Raw genomic sequence first — 22,972 nt, forward strand, 5'->3', positions numbered from 1 at the left:
CCAGCTGAGCTAAGGGCGCACGGTATCTTCAAGTGAAGAAGTTGTGAAATATATCACATTATGTTTCTACGAAACAAAAAAAAGGCCATAGGCCTGTAATGAATGGCGGTGAGGGAGGGATTCGAACCCTCGATGCGGCTACAAACCACATACTCCCTTAGCAGGGGAGCGCCTTCGGCCACTCGGCCACCTCACCTAATTCATTATTCTCGAAACACTTACAAGTAAGAGTAAAGAGAATGGTGCGCCCTGGAGGATTCGAACCTCCGACCGCCTGGTTCGTAGCCAGGTACTCTATCCAGCTGAGCTAAGGGCGCACATTGTTACTTCTGTGTTTGCGTGCAAATTCAAACGTGCAAGAAATGGCGGTGAGGGAGGGATTCGAACCCTCGATGCGGCTACAAACCACATACTCCCTTAGCAGGGGAGCGCCTTCGGCCTCTCGGCCACCTCACCGTCTTGCGGAGGCACATATTACGTTTTACCGAAAATATGTCAAACACTTTATTGAAAAAAATCGGACAAAAACATCCAACCGTTTGCAATTTAATCAAAGCGCTTGCAAATTGAACTTATAACATTCAATTGGCGCTTTTTCCCTTAAAAATTAAGGTGAAAGATTGGCAATGATTAACAGTGGAAAACAATTATCTAATTTATCTCGCAGTAAGTGCGACTGCTGATGGCACAATACTACGTGATGCTTAATTCCGCCATAGGGTAAGTCAGCAAAACTTGAACTATGGCAAACAAATCTCACGATACCTCAATAAGATTTAACTCAGATGCACGGCTTTTCTCTACCAAGCATTCAGACCAGTATCTAGAACTCAGCCAGTTATTGAACTAGCCAATCACTAAGTTGTGATTATATGTGCTTTCCCCCAAGATCAAAAAAGGCTAGCAACAATGCTAGCCCCTCTTCTACGCAGAAGTATTAGTAGTTGCCTGATGCAACGTTACCATTACCTTTTTCAGCTTGAATGCGCATGTAGATCTCTTCACGGTGAACAGATACTTCTTTAGGTGCATTAACACCAATACGTACTTGGTTACCTTTAACGCCAAGTACAGTAACTGTTACTTCATCACCAATCATCAGTGTTTCGCCAACACGGCGAGTCAAAATTAGCATTCTTTGCTCCTTGAGTAATCTCTAAATTTATCTAGCTACGCGAGCATTATCCAACAAAAGTTATATTTTCGTAAACTATCGATTGAGTTTATTTAACCAAAATGCACTTCTTTTTTAAGATAACCCTGTGTTTCACGCGCTACGATGTATGCATTGTGTAATATGTTAGCAGCCATATCGACTTGCGTTGGTGATATCACCAAAGTTAAAGACTGCTGCTGCAATAAGTGATGTTGTACATCAATTTCGCCTTCAGACAACAATCCATGTGAACTGACCACAATTTCTTGTGTTCGGCTTCCTACCACAGTTAACAAACTAACATATTCACTATTACGGATTTTTTCAGCAAAAACTAGTTTTAATTTAGCACTTATGTCCGGTTTGATAATGAGCGCTGCCCGTTCTGTATCCTCGATCACACTACAGACTTCGATCCCTAACAACTGGCAATGCGACATGAGAGACGGTAAATCTTGATTCAAACACTCGATACGAACCATATCTCTTTGAATGGCTATTCCAGCAATATCATTCAAACAGTCATTACCCGCGATGAGAGTTCCCTCGCCTTCTTCAAAGCTCGAAAGTACTCTCAATGGTACATTGTGTCGCCACGCATGCTGTACACATGGAAGATGCAAAACCTTAGCGCCTCTGCGAGCCATTTCTTCCATAGAGGGAAAATCTAAGGTATCTAATTTCTTAGATTGTTTAACCACTCTAGGGTCGCAAGAATATACACCATCAACGTCGGTATAGATCTGGCACTCTTTCGCTTGCAGCGCGCTCGCTAATGCAACGGCCGTGGTGTCTGAACCACCTCGCCCTAAGGTTGTGATATCACCTTTCGCATTAACGCCTTGAAAACCTGCAACAATGACAATCTGGTTATCATCTAACAGCGCTTTAATAGGAGTGGTATCAATACGCTCAATCGTCGCATTATTATGATTAGAATCGGTGTGTATCTTGGCCTGATAGCCAGTCATCGATGTCGCTTCATAACCCAACTTGTGCAACGTCATCGCCAACAAAGCCATAGAAACTTGTTCTCCAGCCGTTAATAGCACATCCAGTTCTCTAGCGTTTGGAACACTATCAACTTGTGAAGCTAAGTTAACTAACCGATTTGTTTCACCTGACATAGCAGAAACGACAACCAAGATCTGATTCCCTTCATTTTTCGCTTCAATGATTTTTTCTGCTACATGGTGAATTCGTTCTATTGAACCCACCGACGTTCCACCAAATTTCTGCACGATAAGAGGCATTTTCACCCTTCCTCACCTTCCCAAGACCAATGTCTATATATGACAAAAAAATACATACTTCGCGTCATGGCGAAGCAATAAAAAATTAACCAAGGAGTCTAACGTTACCATTAGACTTCTTGGTTAATCTCAATCAAACCTTGTTTAAACGCTCTTCCAGTAGGCAAAATAAAAGATGCCCAATCAACGGATTGGGCATCTTTGTATTAATTATTTAAGCTTAAAGACGCTCTTCTAGCCAAACACGTACTGACTTAAGCGCTTCAGGTAGTGCTTCAACGTCTGTACCACCCGCTTGAGCCATGTCTGGACGACCGCCCCCTTTACCGCCAACTTGCTCAGCAACCATCTTAACGAGGTCACCTGCTTTTACTTTGCCGATCAGGTCTTTGGTTACGCCAGCAATTAAGCCAACTTTACCGTCTGCTACGTTCGCAATCAGGATGATACCGCTACCCACTTGGTTTTTAGCATTATCAACCATAGTACGTAGGTTCTTGTTGTCTGCGCCTTCAATTGCAGCAACCAGAACTTTGGTACCAGAAATGTCTTCCACTTTACCCATGATGTTTGCGCCTTCAGCTGCAGCCATCTTTTCTTTCAGTAGTTGGATTTCTTTCTCTAGCGATTTCGCTTTCTTAGCCGATTCAGCCAATTTCTCTTCGTAAGCGTTATTCTGTGCATCAACTGCATCTAGAGCCGCTTCACCGGTAACCGCTTCAATACGACGAATACCAGCAGCAATGCCACCTTCAGAAGTGATCTTGAATAGACCGATATCACCTGTGTTGCTCGCATGGATACCACCACAAAGCTCAGTAGAGAAATCGCCCATCGACAGAACGCGAACTTCATCATCGTACTTCTCGCCAAACAGTGCCATTGCACCTTTTTCTTTCGCTGACTCGATGTCCATGATGTTCGTTTCAATCACATGATTCTTACGAACTTGTGCGTTAACTAGACGCTCTACTTCTTTAATCTGTGCAGGTGTTACCGCTTCAAGGTTAGAGAAGTCAAAACGTAGGTTGTCTGGCTTAACTAAAGAACCTTTCTGAGCAACGTGCTCACCTAGCACTTCGCGCAATGCAGAGTGAAGTAAGTGAGTTGCAGAGTGGTTTAGTGAGATAGCAGCACGACGCTCAGCATCAACACGCGCTTCTACTTTATCGCCTTGAGCAAATACGCCTTCAACCAGCTCGCCGTGGTGTGCAAATGCACTACCTAGCTTCTGAGTGTCTTGTACTTTGAACAGACCCGACGCTGTGCTTAGCGTACCAGCATCACCACATTGACCGCCTGACTCAGCGTAGAATGGTGTCTCTTCAAGGATGATAATTGCTTTGTCGCCAGCCGATAGTGAAGATACTTCTTCGCCGTCAACGAATAACGCAGAAATTTCACCAACACCTTCAGTACCTGTGTAACCACAGAACTCAGTGTTCGTGTCTACTTTGATCGTTGCGTTGTAATCAGTACCGAACTGACCCGCTTCACGTGCACGCTTACGCTGTGCTTCCATCGCCTTCTCAAAGCCTTCTTCATCGATAGTAAAGTCGCGTTCACGAGCTACATCATTCGTAAGGTCAGCAGGGAAGCCGTATGTATCGTAAAGCTTGAATACTGTTTCACCATCAAGCTCTTTGCCTTCAAGTGCGTCTAATGCGTCGTTAAGGATAACCATGCCGCGCTCGAGCGTGCGACCAAAGTTCTCTTCTTCGATGCGAAGAACTTTTTCAACAAGCTCTTGCTGTTTTTTAAGCTCTTCAGCCGCAGAACCCATCACTTCAGCCAGTACACCCACAAGTTTGTGGAAGAACACGCCTTGTGCACCAATCTTGTTACCGTGACGAACTGCACGACGAATAATACGACGTAGAACGTAGCCACGACCTTCGTTTGAAGGCATTACACCATCAGCGATTAGGAATGAACAAGAACGGATGTGGTCAGCAATAACGCGCAGCGATTGGTTAGATAGGTCGTCGTGACCTACCACTTCTGCTGTCGCTTTGATTAGCTTTTGGAATACATCAATTTCGTAGTTAGAGTGAACGCCCTGCATGATTGCAGAGATACGCTCAATACCCATACCAGTATCTACAGCTGGTTTAGGTAGCGGTTCCATTGTGCCGTCAGCGTGACGGTTGAACTGCATGAATACGTTGTTCCAGATCTCGATGAAACGGTCACCATCTTCTTCAGGTGTACCAGGGCGGCCGCCCCAAATGTGCTCACCGTGATCATAGAAGATTTCAGTACATGGACCACAAGGACCAGTGTCACCCATCGTCCAGAAGTTATCAGATTCAAACTTCTTGCCGCCTTCTTTGTCGCCGATGCGAACAATCTTGTCAGCAGGAATACCTACTTTCTTGTTCCAAATATCGAACGCTTCGTCATCTGTCTCGTAAACCGTTACTAACAGACGATCTTTTGGCAGACCTAGTGTTTCAGTCAGGAATTCCCAAGCAAACCCAATCGCTTCTTCTTTGAAGTAATCACCAAAGCTGAAGTTACCTAGCATTTCGAAGAATGTATGGTGACGAGCCGTGAAACCTACGTTTTCAAGGTCGTTGTGTTTACCACCCGCACGTACACAACGCTGAGCCGTAGTTGCTCGAGTGTAGGCACGTTTTTCGGCGCCTAAGAAGCAATCTTTGAATTGGTTCATACCTGCATTAGTAAATAGCAGGGTTGGATCGTTATGTGGAACTAACGATGAACTGTCTACGATTTGGTGTTCTTTGCTCTCAAAGAACTTAAGGAACGCGTTGCGAACCTCATCAGTGCTCATGTACATGCAGCTCTTCCTGAAAATAGTCGAGTTAGAATTTTGCCGTATTGTAGATCATGGTTAAGGCTTCGACTAGTTTTCTTGTAGAAAAGACACCCTTGGGCAGGATTTTAGTTGGAAATCGATAAAATGAAGAATATTCCACTAGCTCAGATAGGGAACAAACAAAAAAATTGGCAAGCCACCTAAAACAACCAAATAGATCGAGCAAGGCGCTGTAAGGATGGGGACAGATACTTTGACAAAAAAAGCCCCGCATAAAATATACGAGGCTTTCTATTCTTTCAAAGCGGATGTTCCTTTCAAACATCCGATCTATTAAACGTTAGCTTATAGCTCTTCGTTTTCTTCTTCTTTCTCTGCGCCTTTCTCTTCAAGAACAGCAGGAGTCAGTAGCAGTTCACGAAGCTTAGTGTCAAGTTCCAGAGCGATCTCTGGGTTTTCACGTAGGTGCTTACAAGAGTTTGATTTACCTTGGCCGATCTTGTCGCCTTTGTAGCTGTACCAAGCGCCCGCTTTCTCTACTAACTTATTCTTAACACCTAAATCGATAAGCTCACCTTCGCGGTTGAAGCCTTTTCCGTAAAGGATTTGAGTTTCAGCTTGTTTGAATGGTGCAGCAATCTTGTTCTTAACAACCTTGATACGAGTCTCGTTACCAACAACTTCATCACCGTCTTTGATTGCACCAGTGCGGCGAATATCAAGACGAACAGAGGCGTAGAACTTAAGTGCATTACCACCTGTTGTTGTTTCTGGGTTACCGAACATCACACCAATTTTCATACGAATTTGGTTAATGAAGATAGCCATACAGTTAGACTGTTTAAGGTTACCTGTCAGCTTACGCATTGCTTGAGAAAGCATACGCGCTTGAAGGCCCATGTGGCTATCGCCCATTTCGCCTTCGATCTCAGCTTTAGGTGTTAGTGCAGCAACCGAGTCAATAACAAGAACATCGATAGCACCTGAACGAGCCAGTGCATCACAGATTTCTAGAGCTTGTTCACCGGTATCAGGTTGAGATACAAGCAAAGCGTCGATATCAACACCAAGCTTTTGAGCGTAGATAGGATCAAGTGCGTGTTCCGCATCTACGAATGCACACGTTTTGCCCACTCTCTGCGCTGCTGCAATAAGCTCAAGCGTCAGCGTTGTTTTACCTGATGATTCTGGACCGTAAACTTCAACGATACGTCCCATCGGTAGGCCACCAGCACCTAGTGCGATATCTAGAGATAGAGAACCTGTAGAAATAGTTTCTACGTCCATTGTACGGTTATCACCAAGACGCATGATCGAACCTTTACCAAATTGCTTTTCAATCTGACCAAGGGCTGCGGCTAACGCTTTTTGTTTATTCTCGTCCATTTCTATCTCCACATAATCGGTTGTCTTAACAAGCGACTTAGAATCTATTTCTAACCCACGAAGGGGTGACTAATTGGTTTTTATTATACTGTTGATTCATACAGTGTCTACACCTGTATGAAAATAATTTGTACAAATGTTACTTGTCTTCCATTGATAGGTAATCATAAATAACTTGCAGGGCATGGTGCGTAGCTTGTTGGCGTACTTGTGATCTATCACCTGTAAATACATGCGTTCCTACTTTGTTCCATCCATTTACTGCCTTCCAAGCAAAACACACAGTCCCTACGGGCTTACCTTCCGTGCCGCCGCCTGGGCCAGCAATACCGCTGATAGACACAGAAATAGTGCCGTTTGAATGTTGTAGTGCCCCGTGAGCCATTTCTATAACCACCTGCTCACTCACAGCACCAAACTCAACTAAGGTTTCAAGTTGAACACCGATCATCTCTTGTTTCGCTTCATTACTGTAGGTCACAAAAGCACGGTCAAACCATGCGGAGCTCCCTGCGATATCGGTTACCGCGCTAGCAACACCGCCACCAGTGCAAGATTCAGCCGTCACTAATACATGTTTATGTTTAGCTAATAAGTGTCCGAGTTTTTCACTAAGAGCTTGTGTCGTCTGCATCTTTGGCTTCCCTTAATCTAGATGTATATCATTTGGATTTGCATCTTTTCGCATGTGTCGCTTTTCGCACGAAACGCTTTCACGTATCCTAAGCCGCAATAGAAATAAACGAAAGAAGTTAACTGTGAAAGCCGATCAAAAACATACTCCGATGATGCAGCAGTACCTAAAACTAAAAGCAGAAAATCCAGAAATTTTGCTGTTCTACCGCATGGGAGATTTCTACGAGCTTTTCTACGATGATGCTAAAAAAGCCTCTCAACTCCTCGATATTTCACTAACTAAGCGCGGCTCTTCAAACGGTGAGCCTATTCCTATGGCTGGCGTTCCATACCACGCCGTTGAAGGTTACCTGGCGAAGTTAGTGCAGTTAGGCGAGTCCGTAGCGATTTGTGAGCAGATTGGTAATCCAGCAACTTCAAAGGGCCCGGTTGATCGCGCTGTCGTGAGAATTGTGACACCGGGAACTGTAACGGATGAAGCATTGCTTTCTGAGCGTGTTGATAACCTGATTGCATCCATTTACCACCACAATGGTAAATTCGGCTACGCGACGCTTGATATTACTTCTGGCCGATTCCAGCTATGTGAGCCGGAAACCGAAGAAGCGATGGCGGCAGAGCTACAAAGAACATCACCACGTGAGCTGCTATTCCCTGAAGATTTCGAACCCGTAAATTTGATGGCAAGCCGTAATGGCAATCGCCGTCGCCCGGTATGGGAATTTGAATTAGATACAGCGAAGCAACAACTCAATCAACAATTTGGTACTCGTGACCTAGTTGGTTTTGGTGTTGAAAGCGCAAAACTAGGTTTATGCGCTGCGGGCTGTTTGATTCAATATGTAAAAGACACGCAACGTACCGCTCTTCCACACATCCGTTCACTCACAATGGATAAGCAAGATCATTCGGTGATCCTTGATGCGGCTACTCGTCGTAATTTGGAGATCACCCAAAATCTTAGTGGCGGCACAGACAACACCTTAGCTGAAGTACTCGATCATACTGCGACTGCTATGGGTAGCCGTATGCTTAAGCGTTGGTTACATCAACCCATGCGTAATATTTCAGCTCTTGATCAACGCCTAGATGCGATTGGTGAGATGAAAGATCTGGCTCTGTTTACTGAGTTACAACCAACGCTGAAACAGATCGGTGATATAGAGCGCATTCTTGCTCGTCTTGCACTTCGTTCTGCTCGCCCTCGTGATATGGCACGACTTCGCCAAGCGATGGAATACCTACCAGAGCTTGCTGAAACGCTAACGCAACTTAAACACCCATACCTAACTCAGCTTGCTCAGTATGCTGCGCCTGTGGATGAAGTATCTGAACTGCTTGAGCGTGCGATCAAAGAGAATCCACCCGTAGTTATCCGCGATGGTGGTGTGATAGCTGAAGGCTACAACGCCGAGCTAGATGAATGGCGCGACCTTGCCGCGGGTGCAACCGAGTTTCTGGATAAGCTTGAACAAGAAGAACGTGAACGTCACGGTATCGACACGCTTAAAGTTGGCTACAACAACGTACACGGTTTCTTCATTCAGGTAAGCCGCGGACAAAGCCATCTTGTACCACCACACTATGTTCGCCGCCAAACGTTGAAAAATGCAGAACGCTATATTATTCCTGAGCTGAAAGAGCACGAAGACAAAGTGCTCAGCTCTAAATCGAAAGCCCTAGCTATCGAGAAAAAGTTGTGGGATGAGTTGTTTGATTTGTTACTGCCTTATCTAGAGCGACTACAAAACATTGCTTCTTCAGTGTCTCAACTGGATGTTCTACAAAACTTAGCTGAACGTGCAGACACCCTTGATTACTGTCGTCCAACAATGACAGAGTCTGCTGGTGTACAAATTCAGGCGGGTCGTCACCCCGTTGTTGAACAAGTGATGGACGAACCCTTTATTGCTAACCCTATCGACCTCAACGATCAACGTAAGATGCTGATCATCACAGGTCCAAACATGGGTGGTAAGTCGACCTACATGCGTCAGACCGCACTCATTGCGCTGATGGCTCATATTGGTTGTTATGTTCCAGCAGAAAGCGCGACGATTGGTTCTATCGACCGTATCTTTACGCGTATTGGCGCATCGGATGATCTAGCTTCGGGTCGTTCAACCTTCATGGTTGAGATGACAGAAACCGCGAATATTCTGCACAACGCAACACCAAATAGCCTTGTGTTAATGGATGAAATCGGTCGTGGTACCAGTACTTACGATGGCTTGTCATTAGCTTGGGCAAGTGCAGAATGGTTAGCCAATCAAATCAACGCAATGACGCTGTTTGCAACACATTACTTTGAGCTAACTGAGCTACCTAACCAAATTCCAACCTTAGCGAACGTACACCTAGATGCGGTTGAGCATGGTGACAGCATTGCCTTTATGCACGCAGTTCAAGAAGGTGCAGCAAGTAAATCTTACGGCCTAGCGGTTGCTGGATTGGCTGGCGTGCCTAAAGCAGTGATCAAGAACGCACGTGCGAAGCTGACTCAACTAGAAGCATTGAGTATCGACTCTCCGACATCAAAGCCAAGTGGCGTTGATATCGCGAACCAACTGAGCCTGATACCTGAACCAAGTGAAGTAGAACAAGCACTGGCGAATGTTGATCCAGATGATCTGACACCTCGCCAAGCATTAGAAGAGCTCTACCGTTTGAAGAAGTTGCTTTAGTCTCTTTCCAAGCAGGTTGTTATTGTCGTTTTGTACTGTCGCTTAAGTCAGCAGTATGAAATACAAAAACCACAAACAAAAAAACGCTGACTTAAAAAGTCAGCGTTTTTATTTGTCTTCTATTCAAAGAAACATCATCAGTTCATTTAGTCATTTTCTACGTTGAACAGATTTTCCATGTTCAAGCCTTGCTTGATTAGGATTTCACGTAAACGACGAAGGCCTTCAACTTGGATTTGGCGAACACGTTCACGAGTCAGGCTAATTTCACGGCCTACTTCTTCTAGTGTTGACGGTTCGTAACCCAGTAGTCCAAAGCGACGTGCAAGCACCTCTTTTTGCTTGGGATTTAGCTCATCAAGCCAGAAAATCAACGAGTTCTTGATATCGCTATCTTGAGTTGAAACCTCAGGATCTGAGTTGTTGATGTCTGGAATAATATCCAACAGTGCTTTTTCGCCATCACCACCAATTGGTGTATCAACAGAGCTCACTCTTTCGTTTAGACGAAGCATCTTACTCACATCACCAACAGGTTTATCTAGCTTAGAAGCAATTTCTTCTGCCGTTGGTTCATGGTCAAGTTTTTGTGATAGCTCTCTTGCAGTACGTAGGTAGATGTTCAGCTCTTTCACAACATGGATTGGCAAACGGATAGTGCGAGTCTGATTCATTAAAGCACGTTCAATGGTTTGACGAATCCACCATGTCGCGTAGGTTGAGAAGCGGAAGCCACGTTCTGGATCAAACTTCTCTACGGCGCGAATCAAACCTAGGTTGCCTTCTTCAATAAGATCAAGAAGTGCAAGACCACGGTTGCTATAACGACGTGAAATTTTTACCACTAAACGCAGATTACTTTCGATCATGCGTTTACGTGCTGCTTCATCACCGCGTAGAGCTCGACGTGCATAAAGCACTTCTTCTTCAGCGGTTAACAGTGGTGAGAAACCGATTTCGCCTAGATAAAGCTGAGTAGCATCTAAACTTTTAGACGTAACTTCAACTTCTTCTTTCGCTTCGATTTTCTTTTTGATTGTTCGTTTTGCTTTTCCAAGAGCTTCCGGTTCCGTGGTTGCTTGGTTAAGATCGAACTCTTCTTTGGTTACTGCATTGCTTATACTCATAACGCCTCCCCCTGGCGAAATTAGCATGACATCACAACTTGATATGTCGCTAAATGACTATGTCACTCCATACAATACGTAATTTTTGCATATTGTATTTAAGGTAAATATCGCTTTGGATTAACCGATTTACCTTGGTAACGAATCTCAAAGTGCAGCCTAACACTGCTGGCTCCAGAGCTTCCCATTGTTGCAATCTTCTGCCCTGGTTTCACACTTTGCCCTTCAGATACTAATAGTCGGTCGTTATGCGCGTATGCACTTAAGTAATTATCATTGTGCTTCACAATCACTAGATTGCCGTAGCCTCGTAGTGCATTACCCGAATAAACAACCGTTCCCCCTGCAGTAGATACTATTGGCTGACCTCGCTGTCCTGCTATGTCTATGCCTTTATTTCCTTGTTCGCCTACAGAGAAATTCTTGATTACTCTCCCTTTAGTTGGCCATAACCATTTGGATACTTTATCGCTTGTTGGTTTGGTGGACGGTGTAACATTCTGTTTACCTTTAGACCCAACATACTCCTTTGATTTGGATTGTTCAACCTTCTTTGGTGGATCTTTTTTAACCACTTTAGTCGTAGTTTGAGTTGGCGCAGATTTAGAGTTTTTACTCTTCTGTGGCGAGGTTTTCGGTTTACTTGCTGTCGATGAGGTTGTGGATGCCGCAACAGGCGCAGCAACGGCTGCAACCGCGACTGTTGATTTACCATACGCTGGCGCGTTGTAACTCGGACGCCACAACTTAAGCTTCTGCCCTGGGTGGATAGTGTAAGGAGCAGACAGCTTGTTATAACTCACAAGGTCTTTAACGTCTTTATTGGTGACATAAGCAATGAAATAGAGGGTATCGCCTTTTTTCACTTCATAATAACTGCCGCGATAACTACCGCGATCAATTGATGAGTAATTCTTGTTTAGATTTGAAACGGGCGCAGGCGAATTCGCCGCACACCCAACAAGTGCACAGCTAAGCAGTAAAGTACTTCCTTTTAACAACTTCGAACGCATCGACTCTCTATCCACCTACACCATTAGTCTTTTATTAAGCTAGCTCACCAGGTACGAGAGGTACAAATCTCACCATCTCGATAACACTCGATAAAAACTCGTCACCGTGGCGAACAATCTTCAATAGTTGCTGTTCGTCATCACCGACTGGAATTAATAAACGGCCGCCATCTTTCAGCTGTTGCAGAAGCGCTTGAGGAATCGACTCTGCAGCTGCTGTGACAATAATCGCATCAAAAGGGGCTTTTGAAGACCACCCTTGCCAGCCATCACCGTGCTTGGTTGAGATGTTGTAGAAATCGAGTTGCTTCAACCTACGTTTCGCATCCCATTGTAGCGACTTTATTCTTTCTACCGAATAAACATGATCAACAAGTTGAGCCAATACAGCGGTTTGATAACCAGATCCAGTTCCAATCTCCAAAACACGGCTATCTTGTTGTAACTCAAGTAGCTCTGTCATTTTAGCAACAATGTATGGCTGGGAAATTGTCTGGCCCTGTCCGATAGGCAACGCATTGTTATCATAAGCTTGATGATACATCGCCTGTGATAAAAAGCTCTCTCTCGGCAGTTGATAAATAGCATCAAGAACCTTTTGATCCTGAATACCATTTTCAATCAGAAAAGTAATTAAGCGCTCTGCTTGAGGATTACTCACTTACTTCTCCCCTAACCATGTTGTCATCGCACCTAGCGACTCATGCGCTGTCAGGTCAACTTGTAACGGTGTTACTGATACAAAGCCATGCTCGATAGCGTAAAAGTCGGTGCCTTCACCGGCATCTTGTTCTTTACCTGGAGGACCAAGCCAATAAATATCATGACCACGTGGATCTTTTTGCTTAATCATATCTTCAGCATGATGACGAGCACCTAGGCGAGTCACCTGAGTGCCAGACAACTGCTCTAAAACTAAATCAGGAATATTGACGTTTAACAGGCGATTGGTTGGGATTGGGTTTACTAAATGTTGTTCGACGATACGACGAGCAATGGCCGCCGCTGTCTTAAAATGTTTTTTACCCACCAGAGAAAACGCCACCGATTGAACACCTAAAAAATGCCCTTCCATGGCTGCTGCCACTGTGCCTGAATAAAGCACATCATCACCCAGATTAGCACCGTGATTAATACCCGTTAATACCAGATCAGGCATATCATTCTTTAGCAATTCATTTAACGCAAAATGTACACAGTCGGTCGGTGTCCCTTGTACCGAATATGTATTTTCGGTAATTTCTTGAACACGTAAAGGCTGTTCTAAAGTTAATGAATTTGAAGCACCCGAGCGATTACGGTCAGGTGCAACAATGATAATTTCAGCAAGATCACGTAATTCATTGGCCAACTCATGAATACCTTGAGCGTGCACACCATCATCGTTGCTGAGTAAAATCTTCATCTTGTATCCTTTCTTTTGTTCCAATGCCAAGTCACTTAATTTCCGATATCAAGTGACTTCGCTCCAAGCAGAATCGTTATTGCTCGTAGCTTCTCTCTACGTGAACTTCTTCAACCAATTCACGAACAATAGCGGTTGCGAAACAACCTGCATCGAGAGAGAACTTAAGAGTGACATTATCTTCGTTCACTTCCCAAGCTAGACCCATCGGCTTCAACGAAGCTTCACGGCGATCATGGCGCATACGGTTGCCACAAATAAGAGCCATTAGATCCGGTTCAGCATCAAGGTGTTTCTGCTCTAGAGCTTGAGAGGCATCCGTCGTCGGTAACGCATTATCTCCAGCCAAAGCAACGGTAATAAACGCAGAACCGTTCGCGATGTCTTGGTTTACCGCTTCGATGTTATCCGCTGTTACCGCTAATTGAGCGCCGTCTTTCACGACAATATCGCCAACCAATGCCGACGCAAACGCATCTTGCTCAATACGGTCAGAAAGAATTAAGTTGTAAATCCAAGAACGAGCCGCAGAAAGATACAAGCTGCGCTTATTCTGATTACGCGTACGAACGTTTTCACGCCCCCAACGACGAGCTTCAGATAAGTTGTTACCTTCGTTACCAAAGCGCTGAGCACCGAAGTAATTTGGTACACCGACTTGAGCAACTTTTTCTAAACGCTTTACCACATCATCACAGTCCGTTACTTCAGACAAAGTCAGCTCGAATTGGTTGCCAACTAAATCACCTGGACGTAACTTTTTGTTGTGACGTGCTGTCGCCAAGATCTCAATGCTTGGGTATTGCGCTAGAAAAGCAGAAAAGTCAGGTTCACCTTTTGGTAGGTGCACGCTTAACCACTGCTCTGTCACAGCATGACGGTCTTTCAAACCAGCCCAGCTCACGTCTTTCGACTTAACACCACACGCTTTAGCCAACTCGTTTGCTACGAAGCTCGTGTTCTCACCAGTTTTACGAATACGCACCATTAGGTGCTCGCCTTCACCAGTAAACTCAAAACCCAAGTCTTCATTAACGACAAAGTGTTCGGCTTTTGCTTTTAGTTTTGCTTTCGCAGTTGGTTTACCGTTTAGGTAAGCCAATGAAGATAAAATATCTGACATGCTGTTCTTTTCGTGTTGGTGCTTACGCACTTTTAGTAATTAGGACCACCGCTTCACATGCGATGCCCTCTTTGCGACCTGTAAAACCTAAACGCTCAGTAGTCGTGGCTTTTACATTCACATTGCTAATGCTTGTTTCTAAATCTTGAGCAATGGCTTGGCACATAGAGTCTATATGAGGAGCCATCTTTGGAGCTTGCGCCATGATAGTAATATCCGCATTACCAATCACATAACCTTGCTCTTTTACTCGACGATAAACATCTTTAAGTAATTCGCGGCTATCTGCGCCTTTCCATTCATCATCCGTATCAGGGAAATGACGACCAATATCACCCGCTGCAATTGAACCCAGTAAAGCATCGCATAATGCGTGCAGGGCAACATCACCGTCTGAGTGTGCGATAAGACCCTGTTCATAAGGGACGCTCACGCCACCAATAATTACCGGGCCTTCACCACCAAATTTGTGTACATCAAAGCCATGGCCAATACGAATCATCATTATTCCTTATTCTGACTTAAATAGAACTCAGCCAAAGCCAAATCTTCAGGCTGAGTAATCTTAAAATTATCTGAACGCCCAGCAATCAGTGCTGGCGATAAACCTTTCCACTCAAACGCAGACGCTTCATCGGTAATTGAAACACCTTGTTGCAAGGCTTCACTCAAGACTTTCCGTAAAGGCTTAGATCGAAACATCTGAGGGGTAAGCGCATGCCAGAGATCGACGCGATCGACCGTGTGTTCAATTTGTCCTTGAGCACCGCGTTTCATTGTATCGCGAACAGGCGCCGCTAAAATCGCGCCAACATCATGGGTCATAGCACCAGAGATCAGTTTGTCGATATCGCTCAATTGGATACAAGGCCTAGCGGCATCATGCACCATCACCCAGTCACTGAGTTGCTGTTGGGCAGTATAGTCCAGAGCAGAAAGCACCGAGTCGGCTCTTTCCGTTCCGCCGGACACTCTGATCACCTGTGGATTAAGGTTAAGCGGTAATTCAGGGTAATAAGGATCATCATCACTGACCGCTACCACGATTTTAGACACCTGAGGGTGAGACAACAGTTTCTCAACGGTGTGCTCTAAAATCGTTTTACCATGAATTTGAAGATATTGCTTGGGACGGTCTGCCTTCATTCGGCTGCCGACGCCCGCAGCGGGGACCACTGCAATAACGCTTTGAAGTTGGTTCGACATTAATGAGATTCCTCACCAATAATACGATAAAACGTTTCGCCTTCTTTCACCATTCCAAGCTCATGACGTGCGCGCTCTTCTATCGCGTCTAAGCCTTGGCGTAAATCGTCGATTTCCGCAAACATCTCAGCATTACGAAGATGAAGCTTTTCATTTACTTGCTGTTGAACTTGGATTTCGTTGTTCACACCGTAGTAATCAGAAATACCATTTTTACCGAGCCACAGTGTGTGTTGTAGCCAGCCAAACACTATGAGCAGTACTAAAGCAAAAATTCGCATAACACCTTTCGCCGGTTGAAAAAGAAGGAACTAGAATAAGGCACATATATACCATAATGAGCTTATTGGTGCGAGATATGTGGTGTCAGGGAATCAATAAGTCGGGGAATTATTGTTGTTCAAAACCTGTAATGAGAGTCCCGCCTCCCGCCTCCGTCACCCTAGGGAGTCACGTATTAGGTAAACCCATACCTGCAAAAGAGAAAACAACACACATTGCCCAACGACATCTAACCACGTCATTCCCAAGAAGGAGGAACGACTGAGTTGGGAATCTATCACGCTTAACGTAAACAAGAGATTCCCTATGCCTTCCTTCGTCAGTCTAGGGAATGACGTATTTTAGGCAAAAAAAACGCCCTACCGAAGTAGAGCGTTTTCAAAAGCTTTAAGCTAATAATTCAGAGTGAATTATTGACCTTTAACTTCTTTAAGACCGTTGAAAGGTGCTTTAGAACCTAGAGCTTCTTCGATACGGATAAGTTGGTTGTACTTAGCAACACGGTCAGAACGGCTCATAGAACCAGTTTTGATTTGACCTGCAGCTGTACCTACCGCTAGATCAGCGATAGTTGCATCTTCAGTTTCGCCAGAACGGTGAGAGATTACTGCAGTGTAGCCAGCGTCTTTAGCCATCTTGATAGCAGCTAGAGTCTCTGTTAGAGAACCGATTTGGTTGAACTTGATAAGGATAGAGTTAGCTACGCCTTTCTCGATACCTTCAGCAAGAATCTTAGTGTTTGTAACGAACAGATCGTCACCAACGATTTGAAGCTTGTCGCCTAGAAGTTCAGTTTGGTGCTTGAAGCCATCCCAATCTGACTCGTCAAGACCGTCTTCGATAGAAACGATTGGGAAGTTGTTCGCTAGTTCAGCTAGGTAGTGGTTGAACTCTTCAGAAGTGAAAGTTTTACCTTCGCCCTTCATGTTGTAGATACCAGCTTCTTTGTCGAAGAACTCAGATGCTGCACAGTCCATAGCAAGAGTAACGTCTTTACCTAGTTCGTAACCAGCAGCTGCAACAGCTTCTGCGATAACTTCTAGAGCTTCAGCGTTAGATTTAAGGTTAGGAGCGAAACCACCTTCATCACCAACTGCAGTGCTGTAGCCTTTAGACTTAAGAACTTTAGCTAGGTTGTGGAATACTTCAGCGCCGATACGCAGACCTTCTTTAAGAGTTTTAGCGCCAACTGGTTGGATCATGAACTCTTGGATGTCAACGTTGTTATCAGCGTGCTCGCCACCGTTGATGATGTTCATCATTGGTAGAGGCATAGAGAACTGACCAGCAGTACCGTTTAGCTCAGCAATGTGCTCGTATAGAGGCATGCCTTTCGCAGCAGCAGCAGCTTTTGCGTTAGCTAGAGAAACAGCAAGGATAGCGTTAGCGCCAAACTTAGACTTGTTCTCAGTACCGTCTAGATCAAGCATAACTTGGTCAACGTCAGCTTGTGCTTTAGCGTCTTTACCAACTAGAGCGTCAGCGATTGGGCCGTTTACAGCTTCAATTGCTTTAAGAACACCTTTACCTAGGAAACGGGATTTGTCGCCGTCACGTAGCTCAAGAGCTTCGCGAGAACCAGTAGATGCGCCAGATGGAGCAGCAGCCATACCTACGAAACCGCCTTCTAGGTGTACTTCAGCTTCTACAGTTGGGTTACCACGTGAATCGATGATTTCACGACCTAGAACTTTAACGATCTTAGACATTGAATGTTTCCTTCTCGTTGAATATATAAATGTCAAATTTAAAGGTAGCAGCACAACTTACGCAGCTACCTGGATTCCTTTTTACTTTTCTAATTCGCCGCGCTGGAATTCGCCAGCCGCTTTAACGAAACCTGCAAACAATGGGTGACCATCGCGAGGTGTTGAAGTGAACTCTGGGTGGAACTGAGCAGCAACAAACCATGGGTGGTTCGGGTTCTCAATAACTTCAACCAGTTTCTTGTCCGCAGACAGACCCGATACTTTTAGGCCCGCTTTTTCAATTTGTGGACGAAGATTGTTATTCACTTCGTAACGGTGACGGTGACGTTCATGGATCGTCGCGCTACCGTATAATTCGTAAGCTTTCGTCCCTTTCGCTAGGTGACAAAGCTGTGAACCAAGACGCATTGTGCCGCCTAGGTCAGATTTTTCAGTACGCTCTTCAACTTTACCTTCGCCGTCAATCCACTCAGTGATTAGGCCAACAACTGGGTATTTAGTTTCTTTGCAGAATTCAGAAGAGTGTGCCCCTTCCATCTTCGCAACGTTACGAGCGTACTCAATAAGAGCAACTTGCATACCTAGACAGATACCTAAGTAAGGTACTTTGTTTTCACGAGCGTATTGTGCAGCAAGAATCTTACCTTCAACACCACGATCGCCAAAGCCACCAGGAACTAGGATTGCATCTAGGCCTTGTAGAATTTCTGTGCCTTTAGATTCAACATCTTGTGAATCTACATATTTAATTGTGACACTTAGGCGGTTTTTCAAGCCTGCGTGCTTCAGTGCTTCATTTACTGATTTGTATGCATCTGGCAGTTCAATGTACTTACCAACCATACCAATCGTTACTTCACCCGTTGGGTTAGCTTCTTCGTAAATTACTTGTTCCCATTCAGACAGATCAGCTTCTGGAGCATCGATACCGAAACGCTTACATACAAGATCATCAGTACCCTGTGCACGGATTAACTGTGGAATCTTGTAGATTGAATCTACGTCTTTCATAGAGATAACTGCTTTTTCTTGTACATTACAGAAAAGAGCAATTTTCTTACGTTCGTTTGCTGGGATAACACGATCTGAACGACAAACTAGAATGTCAGGTTGGATACCGATAGACAGTAGCTCTTTTACAGAGTGTTGCGTTGGCTTAGTTTTAAGCTCACCCGCTGCACCTAAATAAGGAACTAGAGTAAGGTGCATGAACATTGCGCGTTCACGGCCTAATTCTACTGCTAACTGACGAATCGCTTCCATGAATGGCAAAGATTCAATATCACCTACAGTACCACCAACTTCAACAAGCGCGATATCGTGGCCTTTAGCACCAGAGATTACGCGTTCTTTGATAGAGTTAGTGATGTGAGGGATAACCTGGATTGTTGCACCTAGGTAGTCACCACGACGTTCATTACGTAGAACGTCAGCATAAACACGACCTGCTGTGAAGTTGTTACGCTTAGTCATCTTGGTGCGAATGAATCGCTCATAGTGACCAAGGTCAAGGTCTGTTTCAGCGCCATCTTCCGTAACGAACACTTCACCGTGCTGAGTCGGGCTCATAGTGCCTGGATCAACGTTGATGTAAGGGTCAAGCTTCATCATAGTCACTTTAAGACCACGAGCTTCTAAAATAGCCGCAAGAGATGCTGCTGCAATACCTTTACCTAGAGAGGATACAACCCCGCCAGTAACAAAAATGTAATTTGTCGTCATGTTTAACCTGAAATTGGTTGAATGAGGGAAATGGATTACTTCTGGACGGGATGAAAATATACCAGAAGCCCCTTATCGCCACAACGTGAAATCTATCACACTGCAATTTTTTATTTTTTGCTTCAAATCAATTCATGATAAAAGCTTTGATGATCTTTTCTCCGCCACTTTGACTTCATCCCACATAGAATCAAGCTGTTGTAGAGAAAAGTCGGTCAAAATTTTATCTTGCTGACGAACTTTTTTTTCCACACCTTTAAAGCGACGTGAAAATTTCAGATTAGCTTTACTGAGAGCCGTTTCTGGATTTTTACCCAAATGTCGCACTAAATTGACGGTAGCAAACAACAAATCACCCAGTTCTTCTTCAACTAAATCTTCGTTTGGCGTTACTTGAAGTGCTTCTTCTAGCACCTCATCAACTTCCTCTAAAACCTTATCAGCGACGGGGCCAATAGAGTCCCAATCAAAGCCAAATTTCGCGACTTGCTTTTGAATTTTTGTAGCACGCGAAAGTGCAGGTAGAGAGTTTGGTATTGAGTCTAGAATACTTTCTTGAGTTTTTCCTGCTTGTACTTTTTCTTTGGCTTTTTCAGCTTCCCAGTTAGCATTAATTTCTTCATCGCTCGCAAACTCTTTATCAGAAAATACGTGTGGATGACGGCGTGTCAGCTTTTCATTGATACCGTCGACCACATCAGAGAACTCAAACAAGCCCTGCTCTTTTGCTAACTGACTGTAGAAAATCACCTGAAACAACAGGTCGCCCAACTCTTCTTGTAGGTTCGGCCAATCTTTGTTGTGAATCGCGTCCACCACCTCGTAGGTCTCTTCGATAGTATGCGGCACAATTGTTTCAAAATTTTGTTTCAAATCCCAAGGACAGCCACCTTCAGGATCGCGCAGCTTAGCCATAATCTGTTCAAGTTGTTCAATCGGGTGATTCATCGTTTTCTTCCTATTCACTGTCTTTGATTTTTAAATTTAAAGCTTCACTAAAACTAAAAGGTACTAGAACTAAAAAAGGTGAGCAGCCAAAACCACTCACCTTTGTTGATACTGTCTAATTCTCTAAATTGCGCATCTTTCACTAAGCAGTTGTTACTTTAACAAGGCAACAAGCTTTCGCGATTCCTGAGCATAGCTCGCCTATGTGATGGAACAAGAAAGCGCAGTTAACGCAGTAAAAGTGACTAATGCAACGTGAAAGTTAGCCTAGGCGTTTAACCGACATGACATCTTTGATTTGTTCTACTCGGCTCGTTACTCGACTCAGAATTTCAATGTTGGTCACTTCCAAATCAAAATCCATCACCGACAGTTGGCGTTTATAGTCAATACGGCTCTTCATTGTCGTCACACTGACTTTTTCGTTTAAGAACAGTGACGTTATATCTTTCAACAAGCCTGTACGCTCAAGGGCCTCTACACGCAACGTTAAGATATACGAGCCTACAAAACCATCGCCCCACACAGTGTCAATGATACGTTCGGGAGCATGCAGGTTAAGCTCACTTAACTGTTCACAATCGCTGCGGTGTACTGAAATACCACGCCCTTGAGTAATGTAACCTTTGATCACATCGCCCGGGATAGGCTGACAACAACGAGCCAAGTGGGTCATTAGGTTATCGACACCTTCAACAACGACAGCATCCTTTTTCGGACGGCTCTGATGCGCCGGCTTATTGTCAGACTCAAGCAACTTCTCGAGCGCTTTTTTGTCTTCTTCTTCCGCCGTCGGTTTGTTGACCAAAGCATTGATATGGTTAACAACTTGGTTGATACGCAAGTCGCCGCTACCAATACCCGCATACAACTCATCTGGAGTGTTGACGTTGAATCGTTTGAGCGCATATTGCTCAGCATCTTTCAATGTTGCGCCGACTCTACCTAGCTCGACTTCTAGGATGTCTCGTCCGGCTTCAAGATTTTTCTCACGACTTTGAGCACGGAACCATGCGTTAATTTTTGCACGAGCTCGACTTGAGTGAACAAAGCCTGTAGTCGGGTTTAACCAATCACGTGATGGGTTCGGTTCTTTTTGAGTGATGATCTCAACTTGATCGCCCATCGCTAGCTTATGAGTAAACGGGACGATTCGACCTGCGACTTTGGCACCGATACAACGGTGCCCAACCATCGAGTGGATGTGGTAAGCAAAGTCCAACGGTGTTGCACCCATTGGTAAATCGACCACATCACCACGTGGTGTAAAGGCGTAGACACGGTCATCAAAGACTTGGCTACGTACTTCATCCAGCATTTCACCAGAATCCGACATCTCTTCTTGCCAGTCGATAAGCTTACGAAGCCAAGTAATTTTCTCATCGTAGCCACTGCGTACACCGCTAGATGCACCTTCTTTGTATTTCCAGTGCGCAGCAACGCCTAATTCAGAGTCTTCATGCATCTGCTTGGTACGGATCTGAATTTCGATGGTCTTGCCTTCTGGGCCAAGAACTACGGTATGAATCGATTGATAACCATTTGGCTTAGGGTTCGCCACATAGTCGTCAAACTCACTTGGGAGGTGCTTATATTTGGTGTGAACCACACCTAAACCGGCATAACAGTCTTGCAGTTGGTCTGCGATAATACGCACCGCACGTACATCAAAAAGCTCATCAAACTCTAAGCCTTTTTTCTGCATTTTACGCCAGATACTGTAGATGTGTTTTGGTCGACCACTGACTTCAGCATTGATGCTTGAGCGGTTCATTTCTGACGTGAGATCGTCAACAAAGTCAGTGATGTATTGTTCGCGCACGATACGGCGCTCAGACAGCTGTTTAGCAATCTGCTTATAGGTATCTGGTTGTTGGTAGCGGAAAGCGTAATCTTCAATTTCCCACTTTAGCTGACCAATACCCAAACGGTTTGCAAGAGGCGCATAGATGTTGGCACACTCTTTTGCCGCCGCACGGCGCACAGCATCAGGGGCTTTTTTCACTTCTATGAGGTTACAAATTCGCTCTGCTAGTTTGATGACGACGCAGCGGAAATCATCCACCATTGCCAGTAGCATTCGTCGAACATTATCGACTTGCCCCGAAGCAGCACTGCCTTCAAGGGTGACATTTAGCTGGCCCAAAGCCGCCATTTCTTCCACGCCATCAATCAGCTTTACGGTTTCCTTTCCGTAACTTTCTTCAAACGCTTCACGCTCAAAAACACCGCTTGATACGACAGGGAAGAGTTGCGCTGCCACTAAAGTAGCGCGATCCATAGACAAGGTGACCAAGATCTCGATCATCTCGCGCCCACGCCAAAGCAAAAGCTCGCCTTGCTCGTGATCTTTTAATAGCTCTTCACAGTGACGATAAACTTTGGTCAGTTTATTCGAGGTTTTTGCGTCTTGATTCAATGACGCAATCCAATTATCTAGCTCAAACTGTTCGCTTGGGTTTAAATGTGCGCTTCGTACCGCAACCATCATGCCTTCCTAGTTATTATGTTTTATACCCAATTCAATATGACTAACTGAT

Annotated in this window: 18 protein-coding genes and 3 tRNA genes; 1 reads left to right on the plus strand and 20 read right to left on the minus strand. The window is 44.7% G+C overall.

Annotated features, from left to right (window positions below):
* Positions 1-103 precede the first annotated feature (103 nt).
* From BCU75_RS14405 to pncC, 8 genes are all read right to left on the minus strand, one after another.
* Positions 104-196: transfer RNA gene (locus BCU75_RS14405), tRNA-Ser, on the minus strand.
* Positions 197-240: 44 nt separating this feature from the next.
* A tRNA-Arg gene (locus tag BCU75_RS14410) sits at positions 241-317 on the minus strand.
* A gap of 46 nt (positions 318-363) precedes the next feature.
* Positions 364-456: transfer RNA gene (locus BCU75_RS14415), tRNA-Ser, on the minus strand.
* Between the two features lie 481 nt (positions 457-937).
* The gene (csrA, locus tag BCU75_RS14420; protein WP_004415691.1) at positions 938-1,135 is read right to left on the minus strand and encodes a carbon storage regulator CsrA; all 198 of its coding nucleotides are present in this window, start codon (positions 1,133-1,135) and stop codon (positions 938-940) included.
* Between the two features lie 92 nt (positions 1,136-1,227).
* Positions 1,228-2,409 carry an aspartate kinase gene (locus BCU75_RS14425; RefSeq protein WP_102474278.1) on the minus strand — a complete coding sequence of 394 codons (1,182 nt, stop codon included), beginning with the start codon at positions 2,407-2,409 and terminating at the stop codon, positions 1,228-1,230.
* Between the two features lie 220 nt (positions 2,410-2,629).
* On the minus strand, positions 2,630-5,212 hold the full coding sequence (gene alaS, locus BCU75_RS14430) for an alanine--tRNA ligase (protein WP_102474279.1): 2,583 nt from the start codon (positions 5,210-5,212) through the stop codon (positions 2,630-2,632).
* Between the two features lie 324 nt (positions 5,213-5,536).
* Complete coding sequence (recA, locus tag BCU75_RS14435) at positions 5,537-6,577, minus strand: recombinase RecA (RefSeq protein ID WP_004735435.1); 1,041 nt, start codon at positions 6,575-6,577, stop codon at positions 5,537-5,539.
* Positions 6,578-6,716: 139 nt separating this feature from the next.
* Positions 6,717-7,211, minus strand: a complete 495-nt coding sequence (gene pncC / locus BCU75_RS14440; RefSeq protein WP_076678786.1) for a nicotinamide-nucleotide amidase — start codon at positions 7,209-7,211, stop codon at positions 6,717-6,719.
* A gap of 124 nt (positions 7,212-7,335) precedes the next feature.
* Between pncC and mutS the strand changes: the two genes are divergently transcribed.
* Complete coding sequence (gene mutS / locus BCU75_RS14445; protein ID WP_102474280.1) at positions 7,336-9,897, plus strand: DNA mismatch repair protein MutS; 2,562 nt, start codon at positions 7,336-7,338, stop codon at positions 9,895-9,897.
* A gap of 146 nt (positions 9,898-10,043) precedes the next feature.
* Here mutS and rpoS read toward each other — a convergent pair whose 3' ends face one another.
* The 12 genes from rpoS to relA form a co-directional block, all read right to left on the minus strand.
* On the minus strand, positions 10,044-11,024 hold the full coding sequence (rpoS, locus tag BCU75_RS14450) for an RNA polymerase sigma factor RpoS (RefSeq protein ID WP_102474281.1): 981 nt from the start codon (positions 11,022-11,024) through the stop codon (positions 10,044-10,046).
* A gap of 98 nt (positions 11,025-11,122) precedes the next feature.
* Entirely contained in the window at positions 11,123-12,037 is a 915-nt protein-coding gene (nlpD, locus tag BCU75_RS14455; RefSeq protein ID WP_102474282.1) for a murein hydrolase activator NlpD, read from the minus strand.
* A gap of 34 nt (positions 12,038-12,071) precedes the next feature.
* Positions 12,072-12,698: a protein-L-isoaspartate(D-aspartate) O-methyltransferase gene (locus BCU75_RS14460; protein WP_017059029.1), complete on the minus strand. Its 627-nt coding sequence runs from the start codon at positions 12,696-12,698 to the stop codon at positions 12,072-12,074.
* Complete coding sequence (gene surE, locus BCU75_RS14465; protein WP_102474283.1) at positions 12,699-13,442, minus strand: 5'/3'-nucleotidase SurE; 744 nt, start codon at positions 13,440-13,442, stop codon at positions 12,699-12,701.
* A 76-nt stretch (positions 13,443-13,518) separates the two neighbouring features.
* Positions 13,519-14,565: a tRNA pseudouridine(13) synthase TruD gene (truD, locus tag BCU75_RS14470; protein WP_029405000.1), complete on the minus strand. Its 1,047-nt coding sequence runs from the start codon at positions 14,563-14,565 to the stop codon at positions 13,519-13,521.
* Positions 14,566-14,587: 22 nt separating this feature from the next.
* Positions 14,588-15,067 (minus strand): 2-C-methyl-D-erythritol 2,4-cyclodiphosphate synthase, encoded by a 480-nt coding sequence (ispF, locus tag BCU75_RS14475; protein ID WP_004735397.1) that lies wholly within the window; start codon positions 15,065-15,067, stop codon positions 14,588-14,590.
* Between the two features lie 2 nt (positions 15,068-15,069).
* The gene (gene ispD, locus BCU75_RS14480) at positions 15,070-15,771 is read right to left on the minus strand and encodes a 2-C-methyl-D-erythritol 4-phosphate cytidylyltransferase (RefSeq protein WP_102474284.1); all 702 of its coding nucleotides are present in this window, start codon (positions 15,769-15,771) and stop codon (positions 15,070-15,072) included.
* Positions 15,771-16,052 (minus strand): cell division protein FtsB, encoded by a 282-nt coding sequence (gene ftsB, locus BCU75_RS14485; RefSeq protein WP_004735394.1) that lies wholly within the window; start codon positions 16,050-16,052, stop codon positions 15,771-15,773. The genes ispD and ftsB overlap by 1 nt, the downstream gene beginning before the upstream one ends.
* Positions 16,053-16,463: 411 nt before the next feature.
* Entirely contained in the window at positions 16,464-17,762 is a 1,299-nt protein-coding gene (gene eno / locus BCU75_RS14490; protein ID WP_004735393.1) for a phosphopyruvate hydratase, read from the minus strand.
* 81 nt (positions 17,763-17,843) lie between these two features.
* Positions 17,844-19,484: a CTP synthase gene (locus BCU75_RS14495; protein WP_017095250.1), complete on the minus strand. Its 1,641-nt coding sequence runs from the start codon at positions 19,482-19,484 to the stop codon at positions 17,844-17,846.
* A gap of 132 nt (positions 19,485-19,616) precedes the next feature.
* A complete protein-coding gene (gene mazG, locus BCU75_RS14500; protein WP_102474285.1) occupies positions 19,617-20,432 on the minus strand; it encodes a nucleoside triphosphate pyrophosphohydrolase in 816 nt (271 codons plus the stop codon).
* Positions 20,433-20,694: 262 nt separating this feature from the next.
* Complete coding sequence (relA, locus tag BCU75_RS14505) at positions 20,695-22,920, minus strand: GTP diphosphokinase (RefSeq protein WP_029223233.1); 2,226 nt, start codon at positions 22,918-22,920, stop codon at positions 20,695-20,697.
* Between the last annotated feature and the right edge of the window lie 52 nt (positions 22,921-22,972).

Origin of the sequence: Vibrio splendidus, from assembly GCF_002873455.1 — a bacterium.
Taxonomy (GTDB): domain Bacteria; phylum Pseudomonadota; class Gammaproteobacteria; order Enterobacterales; family Vibrionaceae; genus Vibrio; species Vibrio splendidus_J.

Excerpts from the sequence above, each read along its gene's own strand:
- ispF (WP_004735397.1), bottom strand. The coding sequence starts at position 15,067 with ATGATTCGTATTGGCCATGGCTTTGATGTACACAAATTTGGTGGTGAA.
- csrA (WP_004415691.1), bottom strand. The coding sequence starts at position 1,135 with ATGCTAATTTTGACTCGCCGTGTTGGCGAAACACTGATGATTGGTGAT.
- BCU75_RS14495 (WP_017095250.1), bottom strand. The coding sequence starts at position 19,484 with ATGACGACAAATTACATTTTTGTTACTGGCGGGGTTGTATCCTCTCTA.
- pncC (WP_076678786.1), bottom strand. The coding sequence starts at position 7,211 with ATGCAGACGACACAAGCTCTTAGTGAAAAACTCGGACACTTATTAGCT.
- BCU75_RS14425 (WP_102474278.1), bottom strand. The coding sequence starts at position 2,409 with ATGCCTCTTATCGTGCAGAAATTTGGTGGAACGTCGGTGGGTTCAATA.
- truD (WP_029405000.1), bottom strand. The coding sequence starts at position 14,565 with ATGTCAGATATTTTATCTTCATTGGCTTACCTAAACGGTAAACCAACT.
- nlpD (WP_102474282.1), bottom strand. The coding sequence starts at position 12,037 with ATGCGTTCGAAGTTGTTAAAAGGAAGTACTTTACTGCTTAGCTGTGCA.
- ftsB (WP_004735394.1), bottom strand. The coding sequence starts at position 16,052 with ATGCGAATTTTTGCTTTAGTACTGCTCATAGTGTTTGGCTGGCTACAA.
- alaS (WP_102474279.1), bottom strand. The coding sequence starts at position 5,212 with ATGTACATGAGCACTGATGAGGTTCGCAACGCGTTCCTTAAGTTCTTT.
- mazG (WP_102474285.1), bottom strand. The coding sequence starts at position 20,432 with ATGAATCACCCGATTGAACAACTTGAACAGATTATGGCTAAGCTGCGC.
- surE (WP_102474283.1), bottom strand. The coding sequence starts at position 13,442 with ATGAAGATTTTACTCAGCAACGATGATGGTGTGCACGCTCAAGGTATT.
- rpoS (WP_102474281.1), bottom strand. The coding sequence starts at position 11,024 with ATGAGTATAAGCAATGCAGTAACCAAAGAAGAGTTCGATCTTAACCAA.
- recA (WP_004735435.1), bottom strand. The coding sequence starts at position 6,577 with ATGGACGAGAATAAACAAAAAGCGTTAGCCGCAGCCCTTGGTCAGATT.
- ispD (WP_102474284.1), bottom strand. The coding sequence starts at position 15,771 with ATGTCGAACCAACTTCAAAGCGTTATTGCAGTGGTCCCCGCTGCGGGC.
- relA (WP_029223233.1), bottom strand. The coding sequence starts at position 22,920 with ATGGTTGCGGTACGAAGCGCACATTTAAACCCAAGCGAACAGTTTGAG.
- eno (WP_004735393.1), bottom strand. The coding sequence starts at position 17,762 with ATGTCTAAGATCGTTAAAGTTCTAGGTCGTGAAATCATCGATTCACGT.